The sequence below is a fragment of the Vibrio sp. Of7-15 genome (assembly GCF_022347565.1).
GTDB lineage: Bacteria > Pseudomonadota > Gammaproteobacteria > Enterobacterales > Vibrionaceae > NORP241.
This window is the reverse complement of the sequence record NZ_JAKRGH010000007.1, coordinates 119,417-146,307: the sequence shown is the minus strand read 5'-3', so window position 1 is coordinate 146,307 and position 26,891 is coordinate 119,417. Positions and strand designations below refer to the sequence as shown.

19 protein-coding genes and 3 tRNA genes are annotated in these 26,891 nt (G+C 41.2%); 11 read left to right on the top strand and 11 right to left on the bottom strand.

From position 1 onward, the window contains the following. Positions 1–7: 7 nt before the first annotated feature. The 3 genes from nuoL to MHO82_RS10345 are packed head-to-tail and all read left to right on the top strand — an operon-like array spanning position 8 to position 4,745. Positions 8–1,834: an NADH-quinone oxidoreductase subunit L gene (gene nuoL, locus MHO82_RS10355; protein WP_239183868.1), complete on the top strand. Its 1,827-nt coding sequence runs from the start codon at positions 8–10 to the stop codon at positions 1,832–1,834. After that, positions 1,831–3,303 carry an NADH-quinone oxidoreductase subunit M gene (locus tag MHO82_RS10350; RefSeq protein WP_239183867.1) on the top strand — a complete coding sequence of 491 codons (1,473 nt, stop codon included), beginning with the start codon at positions 1,831–1,833 and terminating at the stop codon, positions 3,301–3,303. The genes nuoL and MHO82_RS10350 overlap by 4 nt, the downstream gene beginning before the upstream one ends. Then, on the top strand, positions 3,300–4,745 hold the full coding sequence (locus tag MHO82_RS10345) for an NADH-quinone oxidoreductase subunit N (RefSeq protein WP_239183866.1): 1,446 nt from the start codon (positions 3,300–3,302) through the stop codon (positions 4,743–4,745). The genes MHO82_RS10350 and MHO82_RS10345 overlap by 4 nt, the downstream gene beginning before the upstream one ends. 61 nt (positions 4,746–4,806) lie before the next feature. Here MHO82_RS10345 and MHO82_RS10340 read toward each other — a convergent pair whose 3' ends face one another. Both MHO82_RS10340 and MHO82_RS10335 read right to left on the bottom strand, forming a co-directional pair. Continuing rightward, complete coding sequence (locus MHO82_RS10340) at positions 4,807–5,328, bottom strand: DUF2058 domain-containing protein (RefSeq protein ID WP_239183865.1); 522 nt, start codon at positions 5,326–5,328, stop codon at positions 4,807–4,809. Positions 5,329–5,392: 64 nt separating this feature from the next. Continuing rightward, entirely contained in the window at positions 5,393–6,190 is a 798-nt protein-coding gene (locus MHO82_RS10335; protein ID WP_239183864.1) for an alpha/beta hydrolase, read from the bottom strand. A gap of 160 nt (positions 6,191–6,350) precedes the next feature. On the opposite strand from MHO82_RS10335, the gene MHO82_RS10330 reads away from it, so the two are divergent. Then, entirely contained in the window at positions 6,351–7,127 is a 777-nt protein-coding gene (locus MHO82_RS10330) for a cyclase family protein (protein ID WP_239183863.1), read from the top strand. Between the two features lie 98 nt (positions 7,128–7,225). Here MHO82_RS10330 and fusA read toward each other — a convergent pair whose 3' ends face one another. Next, positions 7,226–9,313, bottom strand: a complete 2,088-nt coding sequence (fusA, locus tag MHO82_RS10325) for an elongation factor G (RefSeq protein ID WP_239183862.1) — start codon at positions 9,311–9,313, stop codon at positions 7,226–7,228. 835 nt (positions 9,314–10,148) lie between these two features. On the opposite strand from fusA, the gene MHO82_RS10320 reads away from it, so the two are divergent. The 4 genes from MHO82_RS10320 to MHO82_RS10305 all read left to right on the top strand — a co-directional run bounded on the left by MHO82_RS10320 (position 10,149) and on the right by MHO82_RS10305 (position 11,140). Continuing rightward, positions 10,149–10,239, top strand: a tRNA-Ser gene (locus tag MHO82_RS10320). Between the two features lie 38 nt (positions 10,240–10,277). Continuing rightward, a tRNA-Phe gene (locus MHO82_RS10315) sits at positions 10,278–10,353 on the top strand. Positions 10,354–10,359: 6 nt separating this feature from the next. Then, a tRNA-Asn gene (locus tag MHO82_RS10310) sits at positions 10,360–10,435 on the top strand. A 78-nt stretch (positions 10,436–10,513) separates the two neighbouring features. Next, positions 10,514–11,140, top strand: a complete 627-nt coding sequence (locus MHO82_RS10305) for a 3'-5' exonuclease (protein WP_239183861.1) — start codon at positions 10,514–10,516, stop codon at positions 11,138–11,140. Here the strand turns inward: MHO82_RS10305 and MHO82_RS10300 are convergent. Continuing rightward, positions 11,122–12,576 carry a PLP-dependent aminotransferase family protein gene (locus tag MHO82_RS10300; protein ID WP_239183860.1) on the bottom strand — a complete coding sequence of 485 codons (1,455 nt, stop codon included), beginning with the start codon at positions 12,574–12,576 and terminating at the stop codon, positions 11,122–11,124. The two genes, MHO82_RS10305 and MHO82_RS10300, sit on opposite strands and share 19 nt — an antisense overlap. 94 nt (positions 12,577–12,670) lie before the next feature. On the opposite strand from MHO82_RS10300, the gene MHO82_RS10295 reads away from it, so the two are divergent. Then, positions 12,671–13,330 carry a pyridoxamine 5'-phosphate oxidase family protein gene (locus MHO82_RS10295; RefSeq protein WP_239183859.1) on the top strand — a complete coding sequence of 220 codons (660 nt, stop codon included), beginning with the start codon at positions 12,671–12,673 and terminating at the stop codon, positions 13,328–13,330. 73 nt (positions 13,331–13,403) lie between these two features. On the opposite strand, the gene MHO82_RS10290 is transcribed toward MHO82_RS10295, so the two are convergent. The 3 genes from MHO82_RS10290 to glgC form a co-directional block, all read right to left on the bottom strand. Then, a complete protein-coding gene (locus MHO82_RS10290) occupies positions 13,404–14,360 on the bottom strand; it encodes a cation diffusion facilitator family transporter (RefSeq protein WP_239183858.1) in 957 nt (318 codons plus the stop codon). A gap of 148 nt (positions 14,361–14,508) precedes the next feature. Beyond that, complete coding sequence (glgA, locus tag MHO82_RS10285) at positions 14,509–15,996, bottom strand: glycogen synthase GlgA (RefSeq protein ID WP_239183857.1); 1,488 nt, start codon at positions 15,994–15,996, stop codon at positions 14,509–14,511. Continuing rightward, positions 15,986–17,203: a glucose-1-phosphate adenylyltransferase gene (gene glgC, locus MHO82_RS10280; protein WP_239183856.1), complete on the bottom strand. Its 1,218-nt coding sequence runs from the start codon at positions 17,201–17,203 to the stop codon at positions 15,986–15,988. The genes glgA and glgC overlap by 11 nt, the downstream gene beginning before the upstream one ends. A 711-nt stretch (positions 17,204–17,914) precedes the next feature. On the opposite strand from glgC, the gene MHO82_RS10275 reads away from it, so the two are divergent. Continuing rightward, complete coding sequence (locus MHO82_RS10275; RefSeq protein ID WP_239183855.1) at positions 17,915–19,780, top strand: diguanylate cyclase; 1,866 nt, start codon at positions 17,915–17,917, stop codon at positions 19,778–19,780. Here MHO82_RS10275 and MHO82_RS10270 read toward each other — a convergent pair. From MHO82_RS10270 to MHO82_RS10260, 3 genes are all read right to left on the bottom strand, one after another. After that, entirely contained in the window at positions 19,741–21,063 is a 1,323-nt protein-coding gene (locus MHO82_RS10270; protein WP_239183854.1) for an LssY C-terminal domain-containing protein, read from the bottom strand. The two genes, MHO82_RS10275 and MHO82_RS10270, sit on opposite strands and share 40 nt — an antisense overlap. Positions 21,064–21,065: 2 nt before the next feature. After that, positions 21,066–21,797, bottom strand: a complete 732-nt coding sequence (locus MHO82_RS10265; RefSeq protein WP_239183853.1) for a glycosyltransferase — start codon at positions 21,795–21,797, stop codon at positions 21,066–21,068. A 229-nt stretch (positions 21,798–22,026) separates the two neighbouring features. Further along, positions 22,027–23,439 carry a Na+/H+ antiporter NhaC family protein gene (locus MHO82_RS10260; protein WP_239183852.1) on the bottom strand — a complete coding sequence of 471 codons (1,413 nt, stop codon included), beginning with the start codon at positions 23,437–23,439 and terminating at the stop codon, positions 22,027–22,029. Positions 23,440–24,018: 579 nt separating this feature from the next. On the opposite strand from MHO82_RS10260, the gene MHO82_RS10255 reads away from it, so the two are divergent. Then, positions 24,019–25,509, top strand: coding sequence for an acyltransferase (locus MHO82_RS10255; RefSeq protein ID WP_239183851.1), 1,491 nt, complete (start codon positions 24,019–24,021; stop codon positions 25,507–25,509). 89 nt (positions 25,510–25,598) lie between these two features. On the opposite strand, the gene MHO82_RS10250 is transcribed toward MHO82_RS10255, so the two are convergent. Continuing rightward, positions 25,599–26,567 carry an arginine deiminase-related protein gene (locus MHO82_RS10250; RefSeq protein WP_239183850.1) on the bottom strand — a complete coding sequence of 323 codons (969 nt, stop codon included), beginning with the start codon at positions 26,565–26,567 and terminating at the stop codon, positions 25,599–25,601. Between the last annotated feature and the right edge of the window lie 324 nt (positions 26,568–26,891).

The following is a 26,891-nucleotide window of genomic DNA, read 5'->3' as shown; positions in this document are numbered from 1 at the left end:
GGACGATATGGATATCATACTATTACTTATCCCTCTCATTCCTCTGTTCAGCGCTGTTCTTCTGATCTTGTTAAACCTGAAAAAGCCTCTTGTTACACTACTCGGTGTCAGCTCTATAGGTAGCGCGGCAGCCCTATCCCTCGCTCTTAATGGGATGTTGTGGCAGCAATCAGAGTTTGTAGTCCAAGCAAGCCTAGGCCAATGGATAAGTCTAGAACAACTTCAAATACAGTTTGGTTTGTACCTTGACCCTTTATCATTAGTGATGATCACCATTATTACAGGAGTTGGTTTTTTAATTCATTGTTATTCCAGCGCATTTATGAACGAAGATCCTGATTTTCGTCGCTTCTTTGCATACTTAAACCTGTTTGTATCTGCCATGCTCTTTCTGGTTTTAGCTGATAATCTATTATTGCTCTACCTTGGCTGGGAAGGCGTTGGTCTGTGCAGTTATTTACTGATTGGATTCTGGCATCAAGAGCGTAAGAATAACCTTGCTGCCAACAAAGCGTTTGTCATCACCCGCATTGGTGATACTGGCATGGCCATTGGCTTATTCCTTATTTTTTACCAGCTCGGCACATTAAATATTCAACAAATACAGCTTGAAGCAGCGAGTACTTGGCAAATTGGCGATAACATGGCGACGTTATGTTGTTTACTTTTATTTACTGGGGCAATTGGAAAGTCAGCTCAATTCCCACTACAAAACTGGCTGCCTGATGCAATGGCAGGCCCAACACCGGTAAGCGCCTTGATCCATGCGGCAACCATGGTAACCGCTGGTGTTTATCTGGTGGCCCGAAATTACGGTGTATTCCAAATGGCTCCTGATGCGCTTTACATCATCGCATTAACAGGCACCATTACCCTGCTATTAGGCGCTAGTGCAGCTCTAGTACAATCGGACCTAAAGCGCATTCTTGCTTACTCCACCATTAGTCAGCTAGGTTATATGTTTCTAGCTTTAGGAGTTGGTGCCGTATCTTCCGCCGTTTTCCATTTAATGACACACGCCTTTTTTAAAGCACTGCTGTTTCTTGCCGCTGGAGCACTCATTTACGTCTTACATCATGAGCATAATATTTTCCGTATGGGCGGGCTGTATAAAAAGCTCCCGCTATTAACGGCCTCTTTTGCCGTAGGATGTGCCGCCCTTGCTTCTCTTCCACTCACTTCTGGCTTTTTTAGCAAAGAACTCATTCTAGAAAACGTGATTCATGCTGGCTACTCAGGTCTGTGGTGGGCCGCAGTTTTAGGAGCCTTCATTACCGCACTCTATAGCGCTCGACTGTTTTTAGTGGTTTTTTTCGGCCCTTCACACCAAAGCGCTTCTAAGCCTGTTCCTCGCCTAATGCAGGTAGTACTTGTGATCTTAATTTTGCTCTCTATTTTTGGTGGTATCCAACCTGAGGGGCTGCAATTCATGTACTCAATCGATCCAACATCAAACACTGAGCATGCCTCTACGTTCTACTTTTTCTTACCAATAATCACGCCGTTACTGGCCGTACTTCTTGGAGGCGTTCTATTTAAAAATACTCTTTTTGGCCAAGAACTAAGCTCAAGAGGATTGAGCAGAATACACGCATTACTTAAATCTGGCTGGGGGTTTGACTGTTTATATCACGCGCTAATCATTCGTCCATTTAATTGGGTGTGTGCTTTCAATAAAAAAGATGGTGTGGATCTGATTTACCGTCGCATTGAGTGGGCAACCACGCTTTCTCACCAAGTAGTTTCACGATTTCAATCAGGTCAGCTTCGCACTTACAGTGCCAGTATTGTGGTATTTTTCACGGTTACGCTCGGCTGGGTACTACTGCAATGACGCTGTTTTCACTGCTCTTCATCCCTTTAATTGGTGGCATGCTGGCTTGGTATAGCGAACGACTTGATCCAACATGGCCCAGAAAAATAGCTTTAGCCAGTTTGTTACTTAGCTGGCTACCTTTATTGGCTTTCTTCCCATTTGTTGAAGTTAATGCACTTCCTTTATGGTTAGTAGAAGTAAACTACCAATGGATACCACGACTAGGTATTCAAGCCCATTTAGCCATGGACGGTATGAGTTTATTACTGATTGTACTCACTCTATTGATGGGACTCGTCGCTTTATCTTCCGCTTGGCATGAAATAAAGCAGAGAGTAGGCTTTTTTTACTTTAACTTATTGTGGACATTGGCTGGTGTAATGGGCGTTTTTCTAGCCATGGATCTATTTCTCTTTTTTGTTTTTTGGGAAGTTATGTTAGTTCCCATGTATTTCTTGATTGCCATTTGGGGGTATGAACAAAAACAGTACGCCGCCTATAAGTTTTTTCTGTTTACTCAAGCTGGTGGCCTATTATTGCTATTGAGTATTGCTGCACTTGTTTTATTACATTACCAACAAACAGGCATTCTGACGTTCAACTATAAGATATTATTGCAATCGCCTATTCAATCAGAATTAAGCTATTGGATTGCCCTTGGTTTTACCTTAGCATTTATCGTAAAACTCCCAGCTTTCCCATTCCATAGTTGGCTGCCTGATGCACATACCCAAGCACCGACACCGGCCAGTGTTATTTTAGCCGCTGTACTTTTAAAAACCGGGGGCTATGGTCTTATCCGTTTCGTCCTCCCTTTGTTTCCCCAAGCCAGTGTAGAGCTCGCCCCTCTGATGTTAACGTTAGCAGGGGTTGGAGTCATTTATGGCGCCATGCTTGCTTTTGTACAAACCGATTTAAAGCGGCTAGTGGCCTACTCAAGCGTAAGCCACATGGGTTTTGTATTACTTGGCTGTTTTGCATTTAATATGTACGCCTTGCAAGGTGCAATGATGCAAATGCTCGCTCATGGGATCAGCACATCCGCCCTATTTATGTTGGTCGGCATGATCCAGCACCGCTTCCATACCCGAGATTTAAATCAGCTAGGAGGGATCTGGCAGCTATTACCTAAGTTGAGCGCCATTGGGTTATTCTTTGCAGTTGCTTCCCTTGGAATGCCAGGATTAGGCAATTTTGTTGCTGAATTTCTCGTTTTATTAGGTGGATTCCAAAAATACCCTTACTTCACCCTCGCTGCCACATTCGGTTTAATCTTGGCCGCCGTTTATTCATTGCTGATCATTTACAGAACCTTTTTCGGCCCTCTCACCACCGCCCCAACACCGTCAGTACAAGATCTGAATGCCCGTGAAGCAACCACATTATTCGCGATGTCTGTTCTACTGATTATGATGGGGCTACACCCACAGCCTTTACTTGATATGGTGCAAGCGCAATTCGCACAAACAATAGGGAGTTGGTCATGAATAATCATTACATCCCTGCCATTATACTTATTGCAACATCATTAATTTTACTGCTGCTTATAGCCCTCAACCGCAGCCATAAAGTCTCATTCTCCATCTTCTTCATCGGTCTAATTACTTGTTTATTTACGTTAAATGCACAAATCTCAGCATCATCGTTGTACACAACTCTTTTTTATTTTAATTCCACTAGCGCTTTCTTTTCCTGCACTTTATTACTATTAATGAGCTTCTTTTCCCTTCAGCTTTATCAATGGGTAGATCGATTATCGGAACACAAAGATGAATATTACATCTTACTCACACTGGCTAACTTAGGCGCACTGACCATTATCGCCAGTAACCATTTTGCCAGTTTTTTTATTGGCTTAGAACTTGTTAGCCTTTCTCTCACAGGTTTAATTGCTTATTGCAGCAACCACAATGGACAGGAAGCTGCCGTTAAATATTTAATTTTATCCGCAGTTGCTTCTGCGCTTATTTTGATGGGGATAGGCCTCATTTACCTTCAATACGGAACCTTATTATTTAGCGACTTAGAACAAAAAAGTTTATCGCTGACCACCATTTCGTGGCTTACCACGACCAGTGCCCTTTTCATTATTTCTGGCTTATTTTTTAAACTATCACTGGTGCCATGCCACTTATGGATCGCGGATGTATTTGAAGGCTCGCCTCTACCAACCACTGTTATGCTAGCGACACTTTCCAAGCTCGCTGCCTTTGTGATTCTTTGGCGGTTATATTTGATTAATGATTGGGCGAACACTGCCTATCTCAGTGCGATAGTCAGTGGTGTTGCTATTGCATCCATGCTCATAGGCAACTTATTAGGGGTATTGCAAAAGAATTTATTACGCCTGCTCGCCTTCTCATCCATCGCGCACTTTGGCTATCTACTTATCATTACCTTAATACTAAATACACCTGAGTCATCAGCCTCCCTTACCACCGAATTATCAACCGAGTCATTTCGTTCAGAAGCAATGATGTTCTACCTCATCGCCTACCTATTTACTCTTGTCGGCAGCTTTACTGTTCTGATGCAATTACCCAACATTACGACAGTCAATCAACTGACTGGGATATTCTGGCACCACCCATTAATGGCAATTACATTAGGTTTAACCATGCTGTCACTCGCAGGGATCCCATTGACCGTAGGCTTTATGGGAAAGTTTTACGTCGTAATAGCCGCAGTCAATGAACAGCTGTGGTGGCTATTAAGTGCTTTGGTGATAGGCAGTGTCATTGGTTTATTTTATTATTTAAGGGTGATCATGGTGATGATCAAACAGCCTGCAAATAACGACAGCATGGATGACATCAATACAACGACTTATCACAACATCATCAATATGATCGTGATTATTACTATTGTGGGATTAGGAACTTTTCCAGCGGAGTTATCAGAAGTGGTGAAAGTGATCAGTGAAAAGTAGAAAGCTGCCTATACACAAAAAATAGAGCAGCTTTTCATTATACTATAAGGCTATGAAGCACTTACCACATCAGATCATCAGGGATCTGGAAGTCTGCGTATGGATCATCTTCATCGATTTCAGTTTCAGCCACATCGTTATTCATAACAATCACTGACTCATCACGTTGAGCAATTTTATCCGCCACCACAGCAGGAATAAGCTCGTAGCCTTCACCGACACGAACAATAGCCAAACGCCCGTTTACCAATTGATCTTGTAACTGCTTATCTACGTAAATTTTCTTAACCAGTGAACCATCGGTAAAGTTATAACCGATTTCACCATCTTTACGGTCAACAATATTCATCTCAATCAGCTGCTTAACTTGTGAAGCCAGTGCTTTCTGTTGAGCTTCTTCATCACGCTTACGGTTAAGCTCTTGATCTCGCTCTAATTGTGCAGCGCGATTAGCTTCAACCGCCGCCTTTGCTTCTTTAGCTTGTGTTCTTGATTTCTTAGAACCTTTTGCCGCTTTTTTTAACTTCTTCTGATTTACTAAACCTGCTTTGAGCATTTGCTCTTGTAAGCTTAACTTTGCCATTTTTACTCCGTGATGAGCAGCTATCTACTATGTTTCTTAACGCTAATATTATCACAGCATCCATTCAATCACGATGTTGCTTAATAAATTCAATGGAGTGATGATTAAATTCATCTGGTTTTTCAACATTGCACACATGCCCACAATCTCGAAATTCCGTTAAATAACTTTTCTGATGTAATGCCACCATATCTTTAACAGGCTTTATGAACATATAGTCATTTTCACCCATCAGATACAAAGTAGGAATTGAGACTTCACGCTCTTTAAAGTACTTCATCAACGGATTAACGTCAGCAGCCAATTTAAACCAGCGCTTGAACTCTTTCTGACATAGCTTTTTGGCTTCACGAATAAAAAGGTGACGGGATTCGCGCTGTGCTTTTTTTGGCATCATGATGTAAGCAAACAATCGGTATAGCCACATATAAGGAATAATGTGCTTACACCAATCTCCAAGCTTCACAAGAACCTGAGAGCGAACATCCAGCCGAGTAACAGCACCACCCAATACCATGGATTTAACACGCTCTGGTGCCAATTCAGCTAAATTACGAATCAAAATAGTACCAAGAGAGATCCCGACAAAATGAGCCGATTGAATCTTCAAATGATCCAAGACTTTTAATATATCCGTTGTCACAACTTTAAAAGTATAAGGGTTAGACAAAATCTCTTTAAGTACTTGGTTCGATTTACCATGTCCTCTTAAATCCAAAAGTAAAAGATTAAAATGCTTTTTATACGCCTTAATTTGTTTAAACCAGATTGATGAACTTCCACCAGCACCATGCACAAATACGACCCAATCCTGACTATCAGGGTGGAGGTACGTTTTATGAAATAATAATGGATTGGACATGACTCACTCACAAAATTAACCGAGAGTGTAGTCTACCATGAGAAAACAAAAGGGGTGCTCATACCAAAAAATATTAAAGTTATTACAGACAGGTGCAGATTGTGAATGGGTGTGCTATTAAGTAAAGTACACAATACTCAATAATAACTAGGATATCGCTTTGTCACGAAAGATCATCGACTTATCCATCTATTTAGAAAACGATGTAATCTCTGATCCTCCTGGATACCGCCCTAAAATAGAATATTTAAATCACCAGCAGACCTTTTCGCAGATTGAACCCTTTTTCCCTGGCCTACAAAAAGATGACTTACCGGACGGGGAAGCTTGGGCCATAGAAAAAGTCGAACTTATTACTCATAACGGCACCCACTTAGATGCACCTTACCACTTCCATTCCACCATGAATCAAGGCCAACGCGCCATCACAATCGATGAAGTGCCACTAGAATGGTGCTTTCAGCGAGGAGTAAAACTCGATTTCCGCCACTTTGAAGATGGTTATATCGTGACAGCAAACGATGTAGAACAAGAACTCGCTAGAATTGGCCACGAATTGCAACCACTGGATATTGTTATCGTAAATACACGTGCTGGCAGCCGTTATGGTCACGACGACTACGTAGCATCTGGGTGTGGCATGGGCTTAGAAGCAACCCTGTACTTGTTAGAGCGAGGAATCAAATTAACAGGTACGGATGCTTGGAGCTGGGATGCCCCTTTTGTGCATACTGCCCAAAAATACGCAGAAACCCAAGACGCCTCACTCATTTGGGAGGGGCATAAAGCAGGCCTAGAAATGGAATACTGCCACCTTGAAAAGCTACATAACTTAGAAGCACTACCCGCAACTGGATTCACCATCTCTTGCTTCCCCGTAAAAATTCGAGGCGCTTCTGCTGGCTGGACGAGAGCTGTAGCGATTTTGGAAGATTAACAAACACTCCTCTTTTTATTCTCAAAAAACTTCCAACATAAAAAAGCCCCGATAGCTTTCACTATCGGGGCTTTTATCAATCAAAGGTGATTAAGAAATTACTTGCTTTCTTTTTCTTCTTTAACTTTAGCGATTACTTCTTCAGCAACGTTCATTGGACATGCTGCGTAGTGTGAGAACTCCATAGAGAACTGACCACGACCAGAAGTCATTGTACGTAGTGTACCGATGTAACCGAACATTTCTGATAGAGGAACGTCAGCTTTGATACGAACGCCAGTAGTACCAGCTTGTTGGTCTTTGATCATACCACGACGACGGTTAAGGTCACCGATTACGTCACCAACGTGATCTTCTGGAGTGAACACGTCAACGTGCATGATTGGCTCAAGAAGTTGAGCACCAGCTTTAGGCATAGACTGACGGAATGCACCTTTCGCTGCGATTTCGAATGCTACTGCAGATGAATCCACTGCGTGGAAGCCACCGTCGAATAGTTCGATTTCAACGTCAAGAACAGGGAAACCAGCTAGAACACCTTGCTCCATCATGCCAGCAAAACCTTTCTCGATTGCAGGCCAGAATTCTTTAGGTACGTTACCACCAACAACAGAAGATGAGAACGTGAAACCAGAGTTAGGCTCGCCTGGCTTGATACGGTAGTCGATCTTACCGAACTGACCAGAACCACCAGACTGTTTCTTATGCGTGTAGCTATCTTCAACAGGTTGAGTGATAGTTTCACGGTAAGCAACTTGTGGTTGACCAACGATTAGGTCTACACCGTATGTACGCTTAAGGATATCAACTTTGATGTCTAGGTGAAGTTCACCCATACCCTTAAGGATAGTTTCGCCTGAATCTTCGTCAGTCTCAACTTGGAAAGATGGATCTTCTGCAACCATTTTACCGATCGCGATACCCATTTTCTCAGAACCACCTTTATCTTTAGGTGTAACAGCAATAGAGATTACTGGTTCTGGGAAGATCATTGGCTCAAGAGTACACTCGTGCTTAACATCACATAGAGTGTGACCAGTTTGAACGTTCTTCATACCTACAACAGCGATGATGTCACCAGCTTGTGCAGAAGTTAGTTCGTTACGCTCATCTGCTTGCATCTCAACCATACGGCCGATACGCTCAGTTTTACCTGTAGCAGAGTTAAGAACTGTATCACCTTTCTTCAATACACCAGAGTAGATACGGATGAACGTTAGTGCACCGAAACGGTCGTCCATGATTTTGAACGCAAGAGCACGTAGTGGCTCATCAGCAGATACTGTAGCAACTTCACCAGTTGGCTCACCAGTTTCTTTATCTGTTAGAGGCTGTGGATCAACTTCTGTTGGAGAAGGTAGGTAGTCTACAACTGCGTCTAGTACAAGTTGAACACCTTTGTTCTTAAATGCAGAACCACAGAACGTAGGGAAGAACGCTAGGTCACGAGTACCTTTACGGATACAACGCTTAAGGTCTTCAATTGAAGGCTCTTCACCTTCCATGTACGCTTCCATTAGGTCATCGTCTTGCTCAACAGCAGTTTCGATTAGCTCTTCACGGTAAGCTTCAACGTCATCAACCATATCCGCAGGGATATCTTGGATTTCGTAGTTTTCTGGAAGACCAGAATCATCCCATACGTAAGCTTTTTTGCTTAGTAGGTCTACAACACCTACGAAATCATCTTCGATACCGATAGGTAGAACCATGATTAGAGGAGTAGCACCTAGAACGTTTTTAACTTGGTCAACAACGTTGTAGAAGTTAGCACCCATACGGTCTAGTTTGTTAACGAAGATCAGACGAGATACTTCTGATTCGTTCGCGTAACGCCAGTTAGTCTCAGACTGAGGCTCAACACCACCAGAACCACAGAATACACCGATACCACCATCAAGAACTTTAAGAGAACGGTAAACTTCAACTGTGAAGTCAACGTGTCCAGGAGTATCGATAACGTTGAAACGATGATTGTTCCAGAAACAACTTACAGCTGCTGACTGGATAGTAATACCGCGCTCAGCTTCCTGTTCCATGAAGTCAGTAGTAGACTCACCATCATGTACTTCACCAGTCTTATGGATTTGGCCAGTTAGCTTTAGGATACGCTCAGTTGTGGTAGTTTTACCCGCATCAACGTGCGCGAAAATACCAATATTTCTGTATTTAGATAAATCAGTCATCGTTTTACTCTGTTTAAATAATTCAAATGCAAATGAGTATGCAAGGCGAGTGTACCACTACTGACATTAAACAGCACACAGCAAAATAAAAATATTTTTTTACAATTCAGTTAATATTGAATTGCTTACTCGCCTCACTTTTTGACTTGTAGTCAATTTTTCCACCAAACCACTACTGGCCTACTCTATGAGTAAGACAGCATCTAGAGTATAGAAGCTGATTTCCCATGTAGACATTCAGTCATCTGGTTTGGGGAGGAATTCAGCTAGCTATAAACCACATCTCATAGTGTCTCGCACTACGGGTTTAATCGCTCTTTATTCTAGGCGGCGGATTATCGCTTAAAATCAATTAGTATTGTAGCTTTATCTTTCTCAATCGGTGAGAAAAAAGCCAAAATAGTGCTAAAAGGCGAATTTTTTTTCAAATTTAGTAAATCAGCAATACGAATGTTGCTCCTTTCTCCCCTAAAACACCCCAAACGATGGTTAAAAATAGACCACCATTCTCTTTAGCTCACCTCTTCATACATAAAAACTAGGCCTCGCTCCTTCTTATAGCATCTAATAGAATTGTAAGAAAAGGACCATAAAATTCACCTAAGGTAACTCTATAACAATGAAGAGACTTTAAAGAGAACCGCTTTTCTCCTGCAACATTTTGCTTGTTACTCCAAATTTTGTCCTATTGAATTTGATTCAAACAATTAAATAACACGGCCTGATAACTTGATGATAAATACTGAACAAGTGTTCACATATCGTCCAAACAGTTTTTTTATTCAAAAAAGCCCTTTACAGCTCCAAATGTATCTCGTAATATTCGCCGCACTACGGAGAGATGGCTGAGTGGTCGAAAGCACCGGTCTTGAAAACCGGCATACGTTTGTAGCGTATCTAGGGTTCAAATCCCTATCTCTCCGCCATATTCGCACTTTGCTTTAGTGCTAAATAAAGCAACAGTGCCTCGATAGCTCAGTCGGTAGAGCAGAGGATTGAAAATCCTCGTGTCGGTGGTTCGATTCCGCCTCGAGGCACCATACAATTCCCTGTTAGTTCAGTCGGTAGAACGGCGGACTGTTAATCCGTATGTCGCTGGTTCAAGTCCAGCACAGGGAGCCACATAAAAAAGCCTCGTCATTTGACGGGGCTTTTTTGTATCTGCATATTTACACCTACATTCCCAATTAGGCTCTTATTATGAATTCATCTTCAATAGCAAGCACTGTCGTTGTACTCGACTTTGAAACAACAGGTCTTTCTCCTACTCAAGGTGATCGTGCTATTGAAATTGGTGCTGTGTTACTTGAAAAAGGAAGAGTGGTTGATCGCTTTCAACAACTTATGAACCCGGGATTTCGTGTCAGTGGTTTTATTGAAAGCTACACAGGCATCACCAACCAAATGCTAAAAACAGCACCACCCAGCTCCGAAGTCATGGGCCAGTTTGCTGAGTTTATTCAAGGGCATAATTTAGTAGCCCACAACGCTTCCTTTGACAAACGTTTTTTAGATGCAGAATTAGATCAAATCCAACACTCTTACACTGGGGACTTTGCTTGCTCCATGCTTATTGCTCGTCGGTTGTATCAAGAAGCGCCAAACCACAAACTTGGTGGGCTGGTTGAGTACAAAAACATCCCCCATGATGGAGTATTTCACCGCGCTTTAGCCGATTCAGAGATGACCGCCAAGCTCTGGCTACTTATGTTGCAAGATATCGATAATCAATACCGGATCTCTGCACCTTCTTTTTCACTCATGCAAAAAATTTCTAAACAGCCCAAAGCCACCGTGTCTCATTTCCTTCAACGAGCTTCTAGTTGAGCATAACATTCAGCAATTACAGCAACCCCTTGCTCTATTTGCTCTAAAGAAGCATTACCAAAACCCAGAACAATCGCAGAATACTCTCGTATGGGGGACTCTGCGTATTCATATTGACTCAATGGCCTTATTGTCACACCTTTCTCTGCAACTCGCTCAACCAACTCTGTTTCAACTATTTTTTGAGTGTTCATAAGCGTCACGTGCAAACCCGCAGCTTGGCTGATCACTTTCCAGCTCTCTCCTAAGTTACGCTCCACACACTCACATACCCATTGATATTTTTGCTGATATAAACGCCTCATTTTTCTAATGTGCCGAAGTAAATCACCGCCAGAGATAAAATCGGCCAGAGCTGCCTGAGTATGAATTGGTGTGTCACCACTCATGGCGTCTTTGATAAGCAGGCACTCTTCTACCAGTGAGGTAGGCACAACCATATAACCAAGCCGTAGTGAAGGAAGCATCACCTTACTGAGCGTACCAATATAAACCACATTCGCTTGATCTTTCTGCTGTGAAGCCAAGCCCTGTAAGGATGTGTATGGACGGTGCGCAAATTGAAATTCACTGTCGTAATCATCTTCAATGATCCAACCTTCATTTTCTTTTGCCCAATGAATAAGCTGCAAACGCTGGCTTGTATTTAATGTTGTTCCAAGTGGGTATTGATTACTGGGGGTGATGTAGATGGCTGTTGCCTGCTGTTCTACCATACTGTCAATATCAAGGCCCAGCTCCGGCTCTACCGACATCAGCCGTACCTTAGCAGCCGAACGTGCTAAGACTTTTTCCATTTGCTTATAGCCAGGATTTTCAACCAAAATGGTACTTTGTTTTGTTAATAACGCCTGAGCGGCAATAAAAAGCCCCTGCTGGGCACCAGAAGTAATAATGATCCGTGATGCGTCACAATCAACAGAACGACTGGAAGCGAGATACTCAGATAAAGCACAACGTAAGTCGTATAACCCCTGAATATCATTTTGCCCAGCAAGAATAGGACGAGATACATGCTGGCACAGCAAGCGCTGCCATTTTTGATAAGGGAAATGCTGTAGATCAGGTACACCAGGTGCGAAAGGCCGATTGAAAGTCTCCTTAACAGCAGGATCTCTATCCACAATAGGAGTAGGCAAACAAGTTTGAACATAATCATCTGGTACTGTCACAGTAACGTAGTACCCAGCACCAATACGGCTTTCTATATAGCCTTCTGCCACTAACTGATCATAAGCACCTATCACCGTATTACGGCTCACGCCCAACGCTTCCGCTAGCTTCCTTGTGGACGGTAATTGCCCTCCTGAGCTCCATAGCCGCCGAAAAATTTTGTTTCTAATCAGGTTAAAAAGAGCCTGCTGTCGGGTTACGCCCTTTTGAACAACGTCTAACTGTAAATCACCTATATCTATTTGAGCCACTACTGGATCCATCCACTTTTCAAAACTGGCCCTAAATAAAGTACCAGAAAAGCAATAAGGTACCAACACGCCCAAAAATAAGGGCCTAGATAAATGAGGAAGTGTAATGTTATCAAAAACAAAAAGAACAGAACTTAAGAAGGCGCGCCACAAAGCAAGCTTCGATGAAAAGAGCCTTTATGACATTATTGATGAAAGTAAAATTGCTCACATTGCCATTCTTCAAGATGGGGCTCCAATGGTCATTCCTATGTTGGCATGGCGAATAGATAACCACGTCTACATTCATGGAGCAAAAAACAGTCGCTTACTCAAAAACCTCAAGCAAGCTGAAGAAACTTGCCTGACTTTCACATTATTTGATGGTTGGGTACTTGCCAGATCCGCTTTTCATCACAGCGCACATTACCGCTCTGCTGTTGTATTGGGGCAATTTAGCGTAGTGGATAACAACACGGAAAAATCCTTACTATTGGATCATTTCCTAGAGCAGATTGCACCAGGGCGAAGTAAACAAGCACGACCAGGTAATGAAAAAGAGTTAAGCGCAACAGAGCTGCTGGTGATTCCCCTTACTGAAGCATCAGTAAAAATAAGTAACAACCCAGTAAGTGATGATAAACAAGATATGGATCTTCCTGTATGGGCAGGAGTGTTACCTTACAAAACCGTTGTTGGCCCTTTGAAGCGGGATGCAGAAGTAGATAAGTTTATTGAAGAGCCAGATTATTCCAACGCCTACCCTAATCGATGGCATCAAACATAGCCACATACCATGGTTCATCGAAAAGCCGCCCTTAAAAAGGCGGCTTCTTTATTTATTGAATATTCCTGTAAAATTAATCCATCGGTTTACTTCCAGTACAAGGATCACAACACGGATTCACAACCCTCTCTTCACACGTATCAGGCTCAATATGAATGATCACATCCACCACTTCATCAAGCTGTTCTAAAATGTGAGCCTTAAACTCTTCACTGATCGTGTGCGCTTTTTCTACGTTCATTTCAGGATCAACCAATAAATGGAAATCCAATAAAATCGTGCTTCCAGTACGACGACTGCGTATTGCATGCACTTCTGCAATATCCTCATTTTCTGAAGCATAAGCCTGAATTTTACTTTCGATCTCGTTATCGGCTTCTGCTTCCGTGATCTCTAAAATCGCGGGCCATAATATTTCAAACGCCGCTTTTAAAATCATGGCGGTAACCAACAAAGCAGCAATTTGATCAAGATAATGCAAATCAGGAACAAAAAAGTTGGCGATAACTGCTACCGCAACAGGTAAAGAACTCAATGCATCGGTTCTGTGATGCCAAGCATTTGCATGCAGAGCTCGGCTATTAATGTGTTTAGCTTGAATAAGCGTCCAGCGATACAAACCTTCTTTCACCACAATCGACGCGATAGCCGCACCAAAAGCCAACATGCTCGGATTGTTACTAGCTTCATTACCAATGGAATTAATCGAATCCCAACCAATACCAATTCCGACAATACCTAATAAAACACCAATAAAGATATTGGTTAACGTTTCAAACCGACCGTGACCATAAGGGTGCCCTTTATCTGCTGGCGCAGTCCAGTAACGTGAGCCAATTAAAATCGCGGTGTCTGTTACTAAATCAGAGAAACTGTGTACACCATCGGCAACCAGTGCTTGGCTGCCTGTTATTTTCCCCACCACAATTTTCAGTACAGCCAACACGACGTTACCAATCGCACCCACCCATGTGGCTTTTTGTATTACTTTTACTGGATTATCAATCGATGAGCCCACTTTGGTAGCCATAACCTTTCTAACCATTTGAACAATAAACAGTTCAACTATAATACTACTTGATTAGTAAACCTTCTTCATTGCCAGCTAATTTAATAAAAAGAATCAGATAAAAAAAAGAGCCCCTATACTAGGAGCTCTTCTCTTTTCTGCCAAAATATTAGTGGCTGTGTGTTTGTTCCGATACCTCAGAGGTGACTGCGCTTTGGTACATTTCAAGGTACTGCTCAGCAGACTCTAGCCAATTAAAATCACACGCCATGGCATTAAGCTGTAAACGCTTAATCTCATTCGGCTGTTGAGTGTAAAGCAGTAACGTTTGCTGAAGTGTGATCAACAGTTGGAAAGCACATGGCTCTTGGAATGAGAATCCGGTTGCCACCTGCGGTGTTTCTTCATAGTCAATAACGGTATCTTTTAATCCACCAACAGCACGAACAATCGGAAGCGTACCATAAGCCATACTATAGATTTGATTTAATCCACATGGCTCAAATTCTGATGGCATAAGGAAGAAATCAGAAGCCGCTTCTACCCAGTGCGCTAATTTATTACTGTACGCTTCCACAAACGCAAACTTCTCTGGGTTTGCCTCTGCAATAGCATGAAGCTCTGCAGCAATTACCGGGTCGCCCGTTCCAACAATCACAACTTGCACATCACTACGTAAAAACTTATCTAAGATCGGCGTTAAGTAATGTAAGCCTTTTTGGTTCGTTAGGCGGCAAACCATGCCATACACCGCTACATCTTTTTGCGGTAAACCTACTTCGTCTTGCAACGCACGTTTACAAGCTTTTTTACCTCGAACCATGCTGTTACGGTTAGCTTTGTAGTTTTGAGGAATGTACTTATCTGTTTCAGGATCCCATTCACTGTAGTCACAGCCATTGACAATACCGCATAAATCCGCCTGACGGTGTTGGAAATCCGCCGCCATGCCGTGTGCACCTAGCTCAGTAAGCAGTTCAGCAGCATAGTTAGGGCTTACACCATTAATCTTATCTGCATACGCAACGCCTGCTTTTAACATACTCACGTGATCATGGCTAACTTCAATATTTAAAAAACGATGCTGATATAATTCAGTAATGCACTCTAATTCGTGGTAACTAAAGATCCCTTTAAATACCGCATTATGAATTGAAATCACGCTATGAGTATCAGCAAAAAAGGCATCTTGACCGTAACGAACTTTCAACAAAAACGGCACTAAACCAGTGTGCCAGTCATTAGCATGAATGATATCTGGTTGGTAATTCAGTTTTTCCAACATATCGAGACAAGCAGCGCTAAAGAAAGCAAAACGCTCCCCATTATCCGCATAAGCTTGGTTATTCTCAGCATACAGAGAGTCTCGGTCGAAATACTGAGGGCACTCAATCCCCAAGGCTTCAACCCCATCGATCGATAGAGAACGTACTTTATAAGGCGTATGAGGCCAATGCTCTAACTGAGTATCAAGAATCACTTCTGCTTCATCACGGTCAGCAATTGCACTGTAAGCGGGCAAGGTAATTTTTACATGCTGCCCTTTCTCTTGCAGTGCTTTTGATAATGCCTTAGCCACATCGGCTAAACCACCACTTTTAATCAACCCTTCAACTTCAGAGGCGACATAAAGAATATTAAGAGGATTAGTAGCCAATTTTTGCTCCTTTTGGAATCACAACGATACCGTCATCCGACACATGATAATTTTGACGATCTTGTTCTAAATTCTCTCCAATAATCGTACCAGGTGCAATTTCTACGTTTTTATCAATGATGGCACGACGAATTGAGCAATTTTCACCAATCTTCACATCCCCTAGTAACACACTCTCACTAACCAAGGTGTTACGGCCAATATTACTGCGATAACCAAGTACCGATTTGTAAATACTTGCCCCCTGCACATAGCTACCACCAGAAATCAGGCTATCCGTCATTTTTACTTTTTCGTTTTCTGAGTCGGTAAACGTAGCAGGGGGTAAAGGAGGGTAATAAGTATGTAGCGGCCACTGACGATTATACAAAGAAAATGGGGCGTCTTTTTTCAACAAATCCATGTGAGCCTGCCAGTACGCATCAATCGTACCTACATCACGCCAATAGACTTCTTCTTTCTCACCTGTAATTTTATTGGTGCTGAAGTCGTAAACAAACACATTACCTTCTGGCACCATTTTCGGAATAATGTCTTTACCAAAGTCATGGCTTGATGCTTCATTTTCAGCATCACTTTCCAGCTCTGCGCATAATTTTTTCGCTTCAAAGATGTAGTTGCCCATAGAAACAAGTGCATGTTCAGGATCGCCAGGAATCGATTTAGGATTTGCTGGTTTTTCTTGGAAACCAATCATACGCCCTTCTTCATCCACTTCAATAACACCAAATTCGGTGGCTTCGTGTAAAGGCATACGTAAAGCAGATACCGTCAAAGATGCTTCTTTTCGCTTGTGGAAATCAAGCATCTGACGAACATCCATTTTGTAAATATGATCAGAGCCGAAGATACAGACGTGCTCTGGGTCAGCTAGTTCAATAAAACGAATGTTTTGGTAGATGGCATCAGCAGTACCTTCATACCAACGCTTACCCGTACGCATTTGGGCTGGCACAGGATCAATGAAACGGTCGGTGATCCCTGTAATATTCCAACCCTTTTTCATGTGATCAAACAAAGACTGCGATTTAAATTGGGTAAGAACATAAATACGCATTAAATCTGCATTAACAAAATTATTAAGGGCAAAATCAATTAAGCGATAACTACCCCCGAATGGTACTGCGGGCTTACTTCTCGACTCCGTTAACGGACGTAAACGAGAACCCTCACCACCTGCCAAAATCATTCCTAAAACACCAGCCATAACGATCTCCATTTGTTTGTTTACAACTTATTTACAAGGGTAGTTTTTATTATTCTGCGCATAGTAAACTAACTACATACGCTACCTAATTAATACCGTACTAACTGCATAGTCAAGATTTATTTCTTTTATATAACAAAAAAGTTTCAGGTAGGGGGTTGAATTTATAATTCCCATTAAATCTTATCGAAAAAACCAGGAACCCAAACAACAAAACAAACCAATAAAGTATTGTTATAGCTGATAATTAATAACATCCCTCATTTATAAGCATAATTAGATTAATAATTTCCTTTAACAAATTATATTTATCGTACCCCACCCCACAAGCATTAACAAGAGATTAACAATGGGACGAGATTCAAAAATTCTTCTAAAATTTAAGGCTTTTTTTAATACTTATTTCCCATCGAAAATTAATTCAGTGAGATTCACTAAAAAGTGAGAGGTTGAGGAGATTTATAACGCCATATATTAATAATATTCATGTTAAAATTTTATGGCTTAGCAGTATTTTAGATATAGAAACTATAAAACAAAATCACTCATAAAAATGTTGGTAATCGTCATGGGAACAGCGAATAAATACTCACATAAAAGCTCGGTTAATCGAACATGTAACCTGTGTATCTTGGGGCAAAGTTTCGTACCTAGCCGCACTTATTAAGATTTAATAAACTTACATTTATAAAATGACACACTGTACTTTTAATGCTTAGACCAAAATTACTGATTAAAACATTTAGGCCCGTTTTGCTCGTAGTATTAGCAAGCTTAGGGTTCATTGCTTTTAATCAATATAAAGACGTTGAAGAGAGCGCTCTTTCTCAATCTCAAAATAACATTCAAATGGCAAAAGCCTTATTAGATGGAAAAGTTAAATCAAGTATTGGTTTACTGTATGCCTTAGAAGCCACATTAATTTCTGATGGTGAAAATGACTTTTTTGCTCTAGCAAAACGTGAAGTGAACGGCGATGGTGGTTATCATGATATTGGTATCTTGTACTTAGATAATTATAGCTATGTCACCACAGATGGGAGCACTCACCCCTACCATCAAAAACGGGCTGAATTCAAACCTATTTGGCATATCAACCGAATTGGCACTCATGCTTATGGCATTTCATCATTGTACAAAAATCACAATAATAAGTGGGTTTTTGCTTTAAAAAAGACCATAAAAGCCAAGAAAAGGTATAAAGCTGCATTAATTATTGAATTTGATCCATTATATTTTTCTCAGCAGTTTACTAATTTAAAAACCCTCTCTGATGGCTACTTATTCGTCATTGATCGTGAAACAAAACAAGTACTCATTCACCCTGATAACAATAGAATTGCTACACCCTCTGTGAGTTTTCATCAACAATTACAAGCAACTATCAATCAAGGTACGTTATTTGGGAAAAGCGAATACGTTTACTTAGGGCGACAAAAGATGGCGGTTTTTGATGCTGATAACCCCTACAACTGGGTGATCCTTTCTGGCACTAACGCCTACGATATTATCTCGCATTTTTCCGAATTCGGTTTAACCACGTTCATTATTGCTGCAATTTTGAGTTTTGTATTATTCATCAACTTCATTAGTTTTCGCTTAAACCAGCAACTTAATAAACTGAATAAGATCCATACATTTGATGAATTTAAGGTGGTAACCGAAGAATTATTACGGGAGTTCTGCTATTGCAAGAGCACTTCTTTATGCATCTATGATGCGAATCAGCAATCGTTCATTGAGTTATTAACAACAGGGCAAAGAACGCTTAATGAGAAAATAAACCCAAACCTCTATTCACACCATACGATTTCCTATTTAAAAGTTTCAAAGAGTGATCCTCTCGTTAAGGCTCTTGGGCTTCAAGGTCGCTATTACCGTATCCCACTCATGAATGATGGAGCTTTACTCGGCGTTGTACATATTCAAGTATCACACCCTACTTACCGTTCACTGCTACGTGTCATTCGAAGCTATGTACAAATATCGCTTTCTAACCTGCTATTAAAAGAAGAGCTACGCTATACTGATCCCGCGACTAAGCTAAAAAATAAAAACTATTTGCGCTTAGCTTTTCATAAAGCACAAGTATCACTAAATCCATATTACTTTGCCATTCTAGATTTAGATAACTTCAAAAAAATCAATGATAAGTATGGTCATTTATGCGGTGATGACGTTATTTTTCAAACGGCAATATTAATGAAACAGCACTTTCCTGCCCCCACCAGTACCTTATCTCGTTATGGTGGTGAAGAATTTTGTATTATCTTTACTGCCTACTCTGAAGAAGAAGCCTATCAATACATAGATTCGTTGCGCCGGGATATTTCAAAACGAGCTATTAGTACACAGGGGCACTCTTTTCATTTCACCATCAGCGCAGGTATATGCCAAGTGAACAGTGACTTTGATCAGGTGGTATCTTTAGCTGATGAGGCACTTTACCATGCTAAAAATGAAGGAAAAAATCAGGTTTATGTTAGTTCTGTGGACCAAAATTCAGTAATCCTAAAGACCTATTTGTCTAAATCGGCTCATAGCTCAATGACAGTCACTAAACCATCAGTCCAATAATCTTGCTGAGGTTGATGTTTAGATATTTTGGGTGCTAACGCCTCATCCGCCATCACTGCCGACGGGTAAGCGTTTTTTAAAGCCGAATTAAACCCCACTCGGCTACTGTCTACATTAGGATCGATATCGTGTAATAGGGTGATCACACCTTTGTATGGCTTAATCTCTACCTCATTATCACGGCTCACCGAGCCTAAATAGATGTCTTTACCCTGCTCTGTTTTGCCTACACGCCACCAGCGAACATGCTCTCTATTAATTAAATCACTCTTTTGCACAGGCTGAAACGCATAATGCTGTGGGTAGCCTTGATGGTACAAATCTGAGACGGGTGGCGTACCCTGTTTTAATAACCCCACATACTGGCGAAAGCTTAATTTATCAGAAGAAAAAGTTTTATTCTCAATCCAGCCAAGCTGATCATGAAGCTGCTTTAAACCTTTATCAGTCACCAACACTAAATTAATTGGCTGCGGGTGATTTAGCTTAGGTGAACCTGCATACACCTGAAAGTCAAGCTCTGATATAGCATCTAATTGAAGTGGCTGTATTTGCTGTTTAGGGCTTGTAGCATGAGCATTACTCACAAAAAAGTAGCTGTAGTTCATCGTAATAAATGACACTAGCCAAACTGTGGTAACTTTAGAGGCAAGTTTAATTTTCCCTTCTTTCCTTTGAGTCCTTAGGTGGTTCTTAATCAACCACCCACTTACGATCACCGCAATCAGGCTTGCGATAACAACATACTGATACTCACGCACAATCAAAAGAATATTATCAAACATGGAAATCCCTTGGTGTAACAAATACCCGGCAACAATAAATTGGGTTGTGCCAATTAACACGCCAATACCGCTATAAAGAATGAACGTTCTCGGCTGAACTTTGGCCACGCCTGCAATAAAAGGCATCACCCAAGATAGTGGTCCTAATAACCGGGCTGAAAAAATAGCGAACTTTTGACGTTGATGTAGCTGGGAACGGGCTTTACGATAATTCGCTCTCAAGCGCTTAGATTTTTTAAGCCGCCCATACAATAACGACTTCCCGTACTTGTGCCCAAGCCAGTAACTGAGTAAATCACCCGCCCATGCACCACTCCAAAGCAAAAGCACGATCCAATAACCGTGTCCTGATGCGATGGCATAGCCTCCCAATAAGAAAAATACTTCACCATAAATAAAGAAGCCGACACCAATGATTGCATCTGCCATGGCCCCACCAAACAATAGGGCCAAAAGCCACGGAGAATGCAAGAATGATAGCCAAGCTTCAATATTCATGATTACGCCTTTTTATAGTGGCCGAATTCATAACGAATTTGATCACTTTCTAATTCTCCAAAAAACAAGCGAAAGGTGTTTGCTTTTAGGTACGTAAACCCTGTTTTGACAACACCATCTTGGCGTAAGCGACGAGCATCAAATTCAAAAAAGACTGGGATCATGCGGAAACGATAGCTACGACTCGCTCGTTTTACATAATCACAATCTTCACATAATTTAATCGCTGTATTAAACCCACCAATGTCTTGGTGCACTGTTTTCGTACTAAAGATGCACGCGCCAACCGCAGTTGGGAAAACAAACTGACTTGCCATCATTCCCATATCAAAAGACTTAATACCCCAGCGGATTTTAGATTCAGGCGCCGTCGAATTCATCCGCCCTCCCGCGACTTTAAGCCCTGTTTTATCTAACGCTGAAATCGCTTGCGCTAAAAAATCCGGACCGATGCGCACATCAGAATCAAGGAAAACCAGTCTTTCGTGAGTAGCATGTTCAGCCCCGACATTGCGACCCAAGCTGGCTCCACGCTCTTCCATTTCTATCACTTTAAAAGCGGGCAGTTCTGAGCCAATCTCTGTGGCTATCTCTACGGTTTTATCATCACTGTTACTGTCTACTAGTAGCACCTCAAACTCTGTATAAGTCTGAGCTTTTAAATCATTCAATAAATGTCCAATGGTTTCTTCTTCATTTAAAGCAATAACAACAACGCTGATTGGACTGGTCATAATAAGCTCCATTTCGGTGACGGCTCTTTATGAGCTCGTTGATAATGAAGTTATCTTAAATTTATGACGCTGAATTGATGCTGAGGAGGGTTTTCATATTCAGTTCATCTTCGGATGATAATGAAAAAGCACTGATTTTATTTATGAAAAAGCCAGCCGTAATTACTTAACCTAAAATCGGAATAATTACTTGGCTGGCAAAAATACAACGATGAAGCAGATTAACAGCTTAGAAAGGGCCTAACTGAATTAGCTGGGCGATAACAACTGCAATTAACGCACCTACCGACCAGAACAAGAACAGCGGCAAGAAAAACCTCACCCACTTGGTATAAGGCACTTTCGCAATCGCTAACACCGCCAGTAACCCACCGTTCGTAGGGTAAATGTAGTTAGAGATACCATCACCAAGCTGAGAAGCTAAAGCCGCCACTTGACGCGTCACATCACCCACATCCGCCAAAGGAATAATGATTGGCATGGTGATCACCGCCTGGCCACTGCCCGAAGGGATAAACAGGTTGATTGCAGCCTGAGACAGGTAAATTCCAGCAGCAGCAACTAACTGAGAGCTACCTGAAATAATTTGCGCTAAGTAGTAGATAATGGAGTCAACAATGTGTGCTTCTTCCATGATCGTCAGAACAGAGCGAGCAAAGAAAATAATCAACACTGCAACTAAAACGTCGTTACACCCTTTGGTCCAGTAATCACAGATTTTATTTGGCGATAAACCACCGACTAAACCAGGGATAATCGCCATGGCCATAAAGCAACCTGCGATCTCAGTAAAGCCGAAACCTTGAGTTAACGTACCAAAAATCATGTAGCCAAAAATCACTAAGAAAGATAAGCCCGCTAGCTTTTCTCTTGTGTTTAAGGTTTTTACTTCCAAGTTCACATCGTAGTGATAGCCCGTGCCATGCAGCAAACTTTTGGTTGGATCTGCTTTTACCTTATTAGCATAACGCAGAACAAAAATAGCCCCCGTTAACAGCATCAGCATGCCGCAAATAAAGCGATACCACATACCTGAGTACAACGGTAACTCAGCAATAGTATGAGCAATACCCGTAAAGAATGGATTTGCTAACGCCGCGGCAAAGCCCGCACAACTGGCAAGCAAAACCACACCTAATGCCGTAATGGCATCGTAGCCTAGCTTAATACAAATCGGGATCATCAAAGAGATGAAAATAACGTCAAGCTCACGCATGCCCGTGAAAGTCACATTAAAAAAGATCGCAACCATGATCACCGGTGCAATAACGTACAAGCCTTGCTTTTTTAACTTGCTTGTTAATGTGTACACTGCCGCATCTAAAATGCCCATTCGCTTAATAATGCCAAACGCACCACCAACGAACAGCACCACTCCCATTACTCCAGCAGCCGACTTAAAACCTTTAAAAAATGATTCGAAAAAAGACATTAAGGTTGTCGGGTTACTTGCCAAACGAGAATAGCTATCTGGGTCTATAACAGTTCGACCATCAAGTACCACACGTTCAAACTGGCCAGCAGGAATAAAATAGCTTGCTACTGCTGCAATAATCACCATGATAACTAAAGATAAAAACGGATGATTTACCTCTTTTTCTGGCGCAGTTTCAGGGACGGTGTTAGATACCGTTGTTGTCATATTGAATCCTCATTAAACTTCAGCAAACACTTAAAAAGCTGATTGCGAAACAACATTGGCTTAAAAACTCCATAGCTATCAATACGCGTTAGCTGAATGCTAAATAGCACGATCGAAAAATCGCCTTGAAATCTAAGGTTTTTAAACGGTTTACAATAGGTACAGGCAGGAATAATCACGCCAATAAGCGACGAAGGCACTAGGCCAAATACTTCTACCTAAGTCTTAGTTGATGACTCTATGTTCACGAAAATCACCGAAGCCGGTGTCCATGACCAGAGCAGGTGCAGATTTCAGTAGTTAACGACTACTGATGAGATGATTCTCTGACCAAAAATAGACTAAACAGTCAGAGTTATTACCATGAGTTCTATCAATTACAAAGACATTATCGTGAACTATATCACAATTAAATGTAATAGTTAGTGAAACTTAAACTGTACGGCAATACAAAGTGTAGAAAAAGGGGAAAAGAATTAGTGAACTCAGTCGTTTTTTATAAATTGATGTCGATATGCACATGATTAATTATAGTAATATTTCACACACCAAAACCTTACAATAAATAAGGATAAGTGTATGAGTCGGGTGCACTCACTTGATAGTTTAAAACTATTAGCCATTGCTGCTGTATTTGTTATCCACTACGGTATTTTTTATTATTACCAAGGCGTTGAATTTAACCGCTTTTATTTGAGTTTTAATATTATTTCACGATTTGCCGTCCCAGTGTTTTTTATCATCGCCGGATTTCTATTTCACCAACGTATAAAACAAAAAACCATTTTTGGATATACCGTTAACTACCTAACAAAACTGTTAATGATGTATGTCGTGTGGAGCCTTATTTATTACGCTGTTTTTGGGTTAGTCATGGGGCAATGGCGCCCAATAGAACTAAGCCTCACCTTATATTATGGAACGGTTGGCTCAGAAATATTATGGTTTCTTCCTGCTTTAATTTATGCGATTGTCGCTTTAGCCATCGCTGTACACATTAATAAAACAAGCTGGCTATTTGTCATCGCCGCTCTTTTGCATAGTATTGGATTGGCCAATCAATCTTATCAGCCCTTACTGCCAGAATCCGCGCAGTTTCCTAGCATTTACGCTCGTGATGCCGCTTTCTTCGCTCTCTTTTATGTCACTTTAGGTTATCAGCTTCTGCATCAAAAATGGCTAGATAAATTGCTTAATATCAGTCGAAATAGTTTTGTTTGGTTAGCTATCGCGATTGTAGCTGGAGCACTCATGACTGCGGAGGGGCTGTACCTTATCTTAGATCTAGAGGGGCCGATTGGAGAGTATTACTTATTCACCCCACTGCTCACCGTCGCTTTGTTTATGGTAGCGATAACGAAGAAAAACAGTAACCAACCCACCTTTTTCTCAAAATTAGGATCACACAGTGGGGAAATATATTTAAACCATGGTGTGGTACACTCTTTTTATGGCGCTTTGTTATGGTTTCACGGTTATTACACGGTTCCTGAAAAAATGGCGGAGCATTCAAACAACGTAGCTTGGCAACTGCTCGTTGTCCCGGTGATGTTAACGATCAATATTGCTCTCTACCTACTGTTAAGAAAAGCGTTTTACATCCTACTCTCTAAAAGCGTGATACAACGTTTCCAATACCTTGCTATATTCAGTGGTGCATATTGGATCGTGTTCTTTATATCTGGCACAACAGATGGTGAAAATCTCTTTAATATATCGTCCACTTCCGTTATCACTTCAGCGCTCTTTGTTCATTTATCCAGTTATATGTTAATGGCTTGGTTATTAAAACCTCAATACCGTTCGTTACCACTGGCTTCAACAATCACTTCAGCTTTACTATTATCAGCATTCTGGATAACTTTTGCTTTAAATGGTGGTTTAGATTGGCTATTAAGCCACTTTGTGATGCAAGGTGATCCACTGCAGAGCTTCTTTTCGATGCCCCTACTTTATTACACCGTTAGTTTCTTGTTATTTATGGCTACGAGTATTTGGCTACAAGACCAAATTGCAAGACTAAAAATATTTAATAAAGATGAGAGAGGAAATGAAGTAACCCTGAATTAACACTAAGTGATTACTGAAAAAATGATACAAAGACAAGAAAATAGCTGTCACTGAAATACATCTCCCTTCAGTGACAGCATTTGTACGAATTACTTAGTTGGTAGGAAAACTTCACCTAGCATACAACGTACACTGCCACCACCGATGGTCTCAATAGTAGAAACATCAAACGGAAGAAGTTTTCCGTGACGAGATAAAACCTCTTTTTGTTCATCGGTAAACGCATTGAATGCCGAAAGAGACATGGCTATCAACTTCTCGCCTTTGCTATTTTCAATTTGTAGTAGATTGCCACAAAATTTGTTCATTTGATCAAGGCTGATTGAAATAACTTCTTTCGTACGACCCAACTGCTTCAAGACATATCGACGTTCAAACTCAGGAATGATTTCATCACAAACGACACAGAAAGACTCACCAATCGCCATCATGACATTCGTATGATAAATCGGGCTGCCTGATGGCAAAGTCGTTTGGAAACTGATGACCCGAGAAACATTGTTAAGTTCAGCATACTCTTCTAGCAGTTCACGATCGCAGCGTGTAGAAAGTGCTGCATAAATCGTGTCGTTGCGATGATCCATGATCATCACACCCGTACTTTCTAAAAATGCCCCATCATTAGCATCCGCTAACGTACGAACTTGCTTTACATGTTTACCACTTTGCTGAAAGTAAGACTGAATAAGCTCACTTCGCACTTCATTACGACGATTTGGGCAAGCCATAGGGAAGAAGAACAAATCTCCTTCCGGTGTGGTACTAAACCAGTTATTAGGGAAAACAGCATCTGGTGTTTCTACATCTGACTCTGGGTAATCCATCACGATTACTTCTACGTCATTAGAACGTAGGGATGCCACCATCGCATTAAACTCTTCCAGAGCTTGTTTGCGTACTTGCTCGTCACTTAAAGACGTGGTGTGTTGAAATTCGTTATCAGCGCTGGTTTCAGCATTAAACTTAAAATGCACTGGTGGAACCATCAATACGGTGGATGCCGTATGCGGTTTTAATTCATTATGCATTTCAACTAAATCGCAAGCTACATTGGCCATGCATTACCTCAACATTTATTTAACTTTCCTGTTGTATTGAGGTAATTCTAACTTTTGACTTTCAATTTATTCCCTGTAATGCAGTTAACATTCACCACAAATAATGTATATTAACTAAAAAATAGAGTTATTACAGGTATTATCCCTAATAGGAGGGTATTGGTACATCAGCCTGAAAAGTTAACACACCAGCAACACTTTAATGCCTTAACCCCGTATTCCTACAAAATAAAAATTTGAATTAGATAGCTATATCAACATATTGAATAGATAATCAGTTGGTAATACGGAGTCTAGTGGAGAGAATTACCCTTCAACCTTAGC

Coding starts and splice junctions, on each gene's coding strand:
- nuoL (WP_239183868.1), top strand. CDS start 8: ATGGATATCATACTATTACTTATCCCTCTCATTCCTCTGTTCAGCGCT.
- MHO82_RS10350 (WP_239183867.1), top strand. CDS start 1,831: ATGACGCTGTTTTCACTGCTCTTCATCCCTTTAATTGGTGGCATGCTG.
- MHO82_RS10345 (WP_239183866.1), top strand. CDS start 3,300: ATGAATAATCATTACATCCCTGCCATTATACTTATTGCAACATCATTA.
- MHO82_RS10340 (WP_239183865.1), bottom strand. CDS start 5,328: ATGGCAAAGTTAAGCTTACAAGAGCAAATGCTCAAAGCAGGTTTAGTA.
- MHO82_RS10335 (WP_239183864.1), bottom strand. CDS start 6,190: ATGTCCAATCCATTATTATTTCATAAAACGTACCTCCACCCTGATAGT.
- fusA (WP_239183862.1), bottom strand. CDS start 9,313: ATGACTGATTTATCTAAATACAGAAATATTGGTATTTTCGCGCACGTT.
- MHO82_RS10305 (WP_239183861.1), top strand. CDS start 10,514: ATGAATTCATCTTCAATAGCAAGCACTGTCGTTGTACTCGACTTTGAA.
- MHO82_RS10300 (WP_239183860.1), bottom strand. CDS start 12,576: ATGGATCCAGTAGTGGCTCAAATAGATATAGGTGATTTACAGTTAGAC.
- MHO82_RS10295 (WP_239183859.1), top strand. CDS start 12,671: ATGTTATCAAAAACAAAAAGAACAGAACTTAAGAAGGCGCGCCACAAA.
- MHO82_RS10290 (WP_239183858.1), bottom strand. CDS start 14,360: ATGGCTACCAAAGTGGGCTCATCGATTGATAATCCAGTAAAAGTAATA.
- glgC (WP_239183856.1), bottom strand. CDS start 17,203: ATGGCTGGTGTTTTAGGAATGATTTTGGCAGGTGGTGAGGGTTCTCGT.
- MHO82_RS10275 (WP_239183855.1), top strand. CDS start 17,915: ATGCTTAGACCAAAATTACTGATTAAAACATTTAGGCCCGTTTTGCTC.
- MHO82_RS10270 (WP_239183854.1), bottom strand. CDS start 21,063: ATGAATATTGAAGCTTGGCTATCATTCTTGCATTCTCCGTGGCTTTTG.
- MHO82_RS10265 (WP_239183853.1), bottom strand. CDS start 21,797: ATGACCAGTCCAATCAGCGTTGTTGTTATTGCTTTAAATGAAGAAGAA.
- MHO82_RS10260 (WP_239183852.1), bottom strand. CDS start 23,439: ATGACAACAACGGTATCTAACACCGTCCCTGAAACTGCGCCAGAAAAA.
- MHO82_RS10255 (WP_239183851.1), top strand. CDS start 24,019: ATGAGTCGGGTGCACTCACTTGATAGTTTAAAACTATTAGCCATTGCT.
- MHO82_RS10250 (WP_239183850.1), bottom strand. CDS start 26,567: ATGGCCAATGTAGCTTGCGATTTAGTTGAAATGCATAATGAATTAAAA.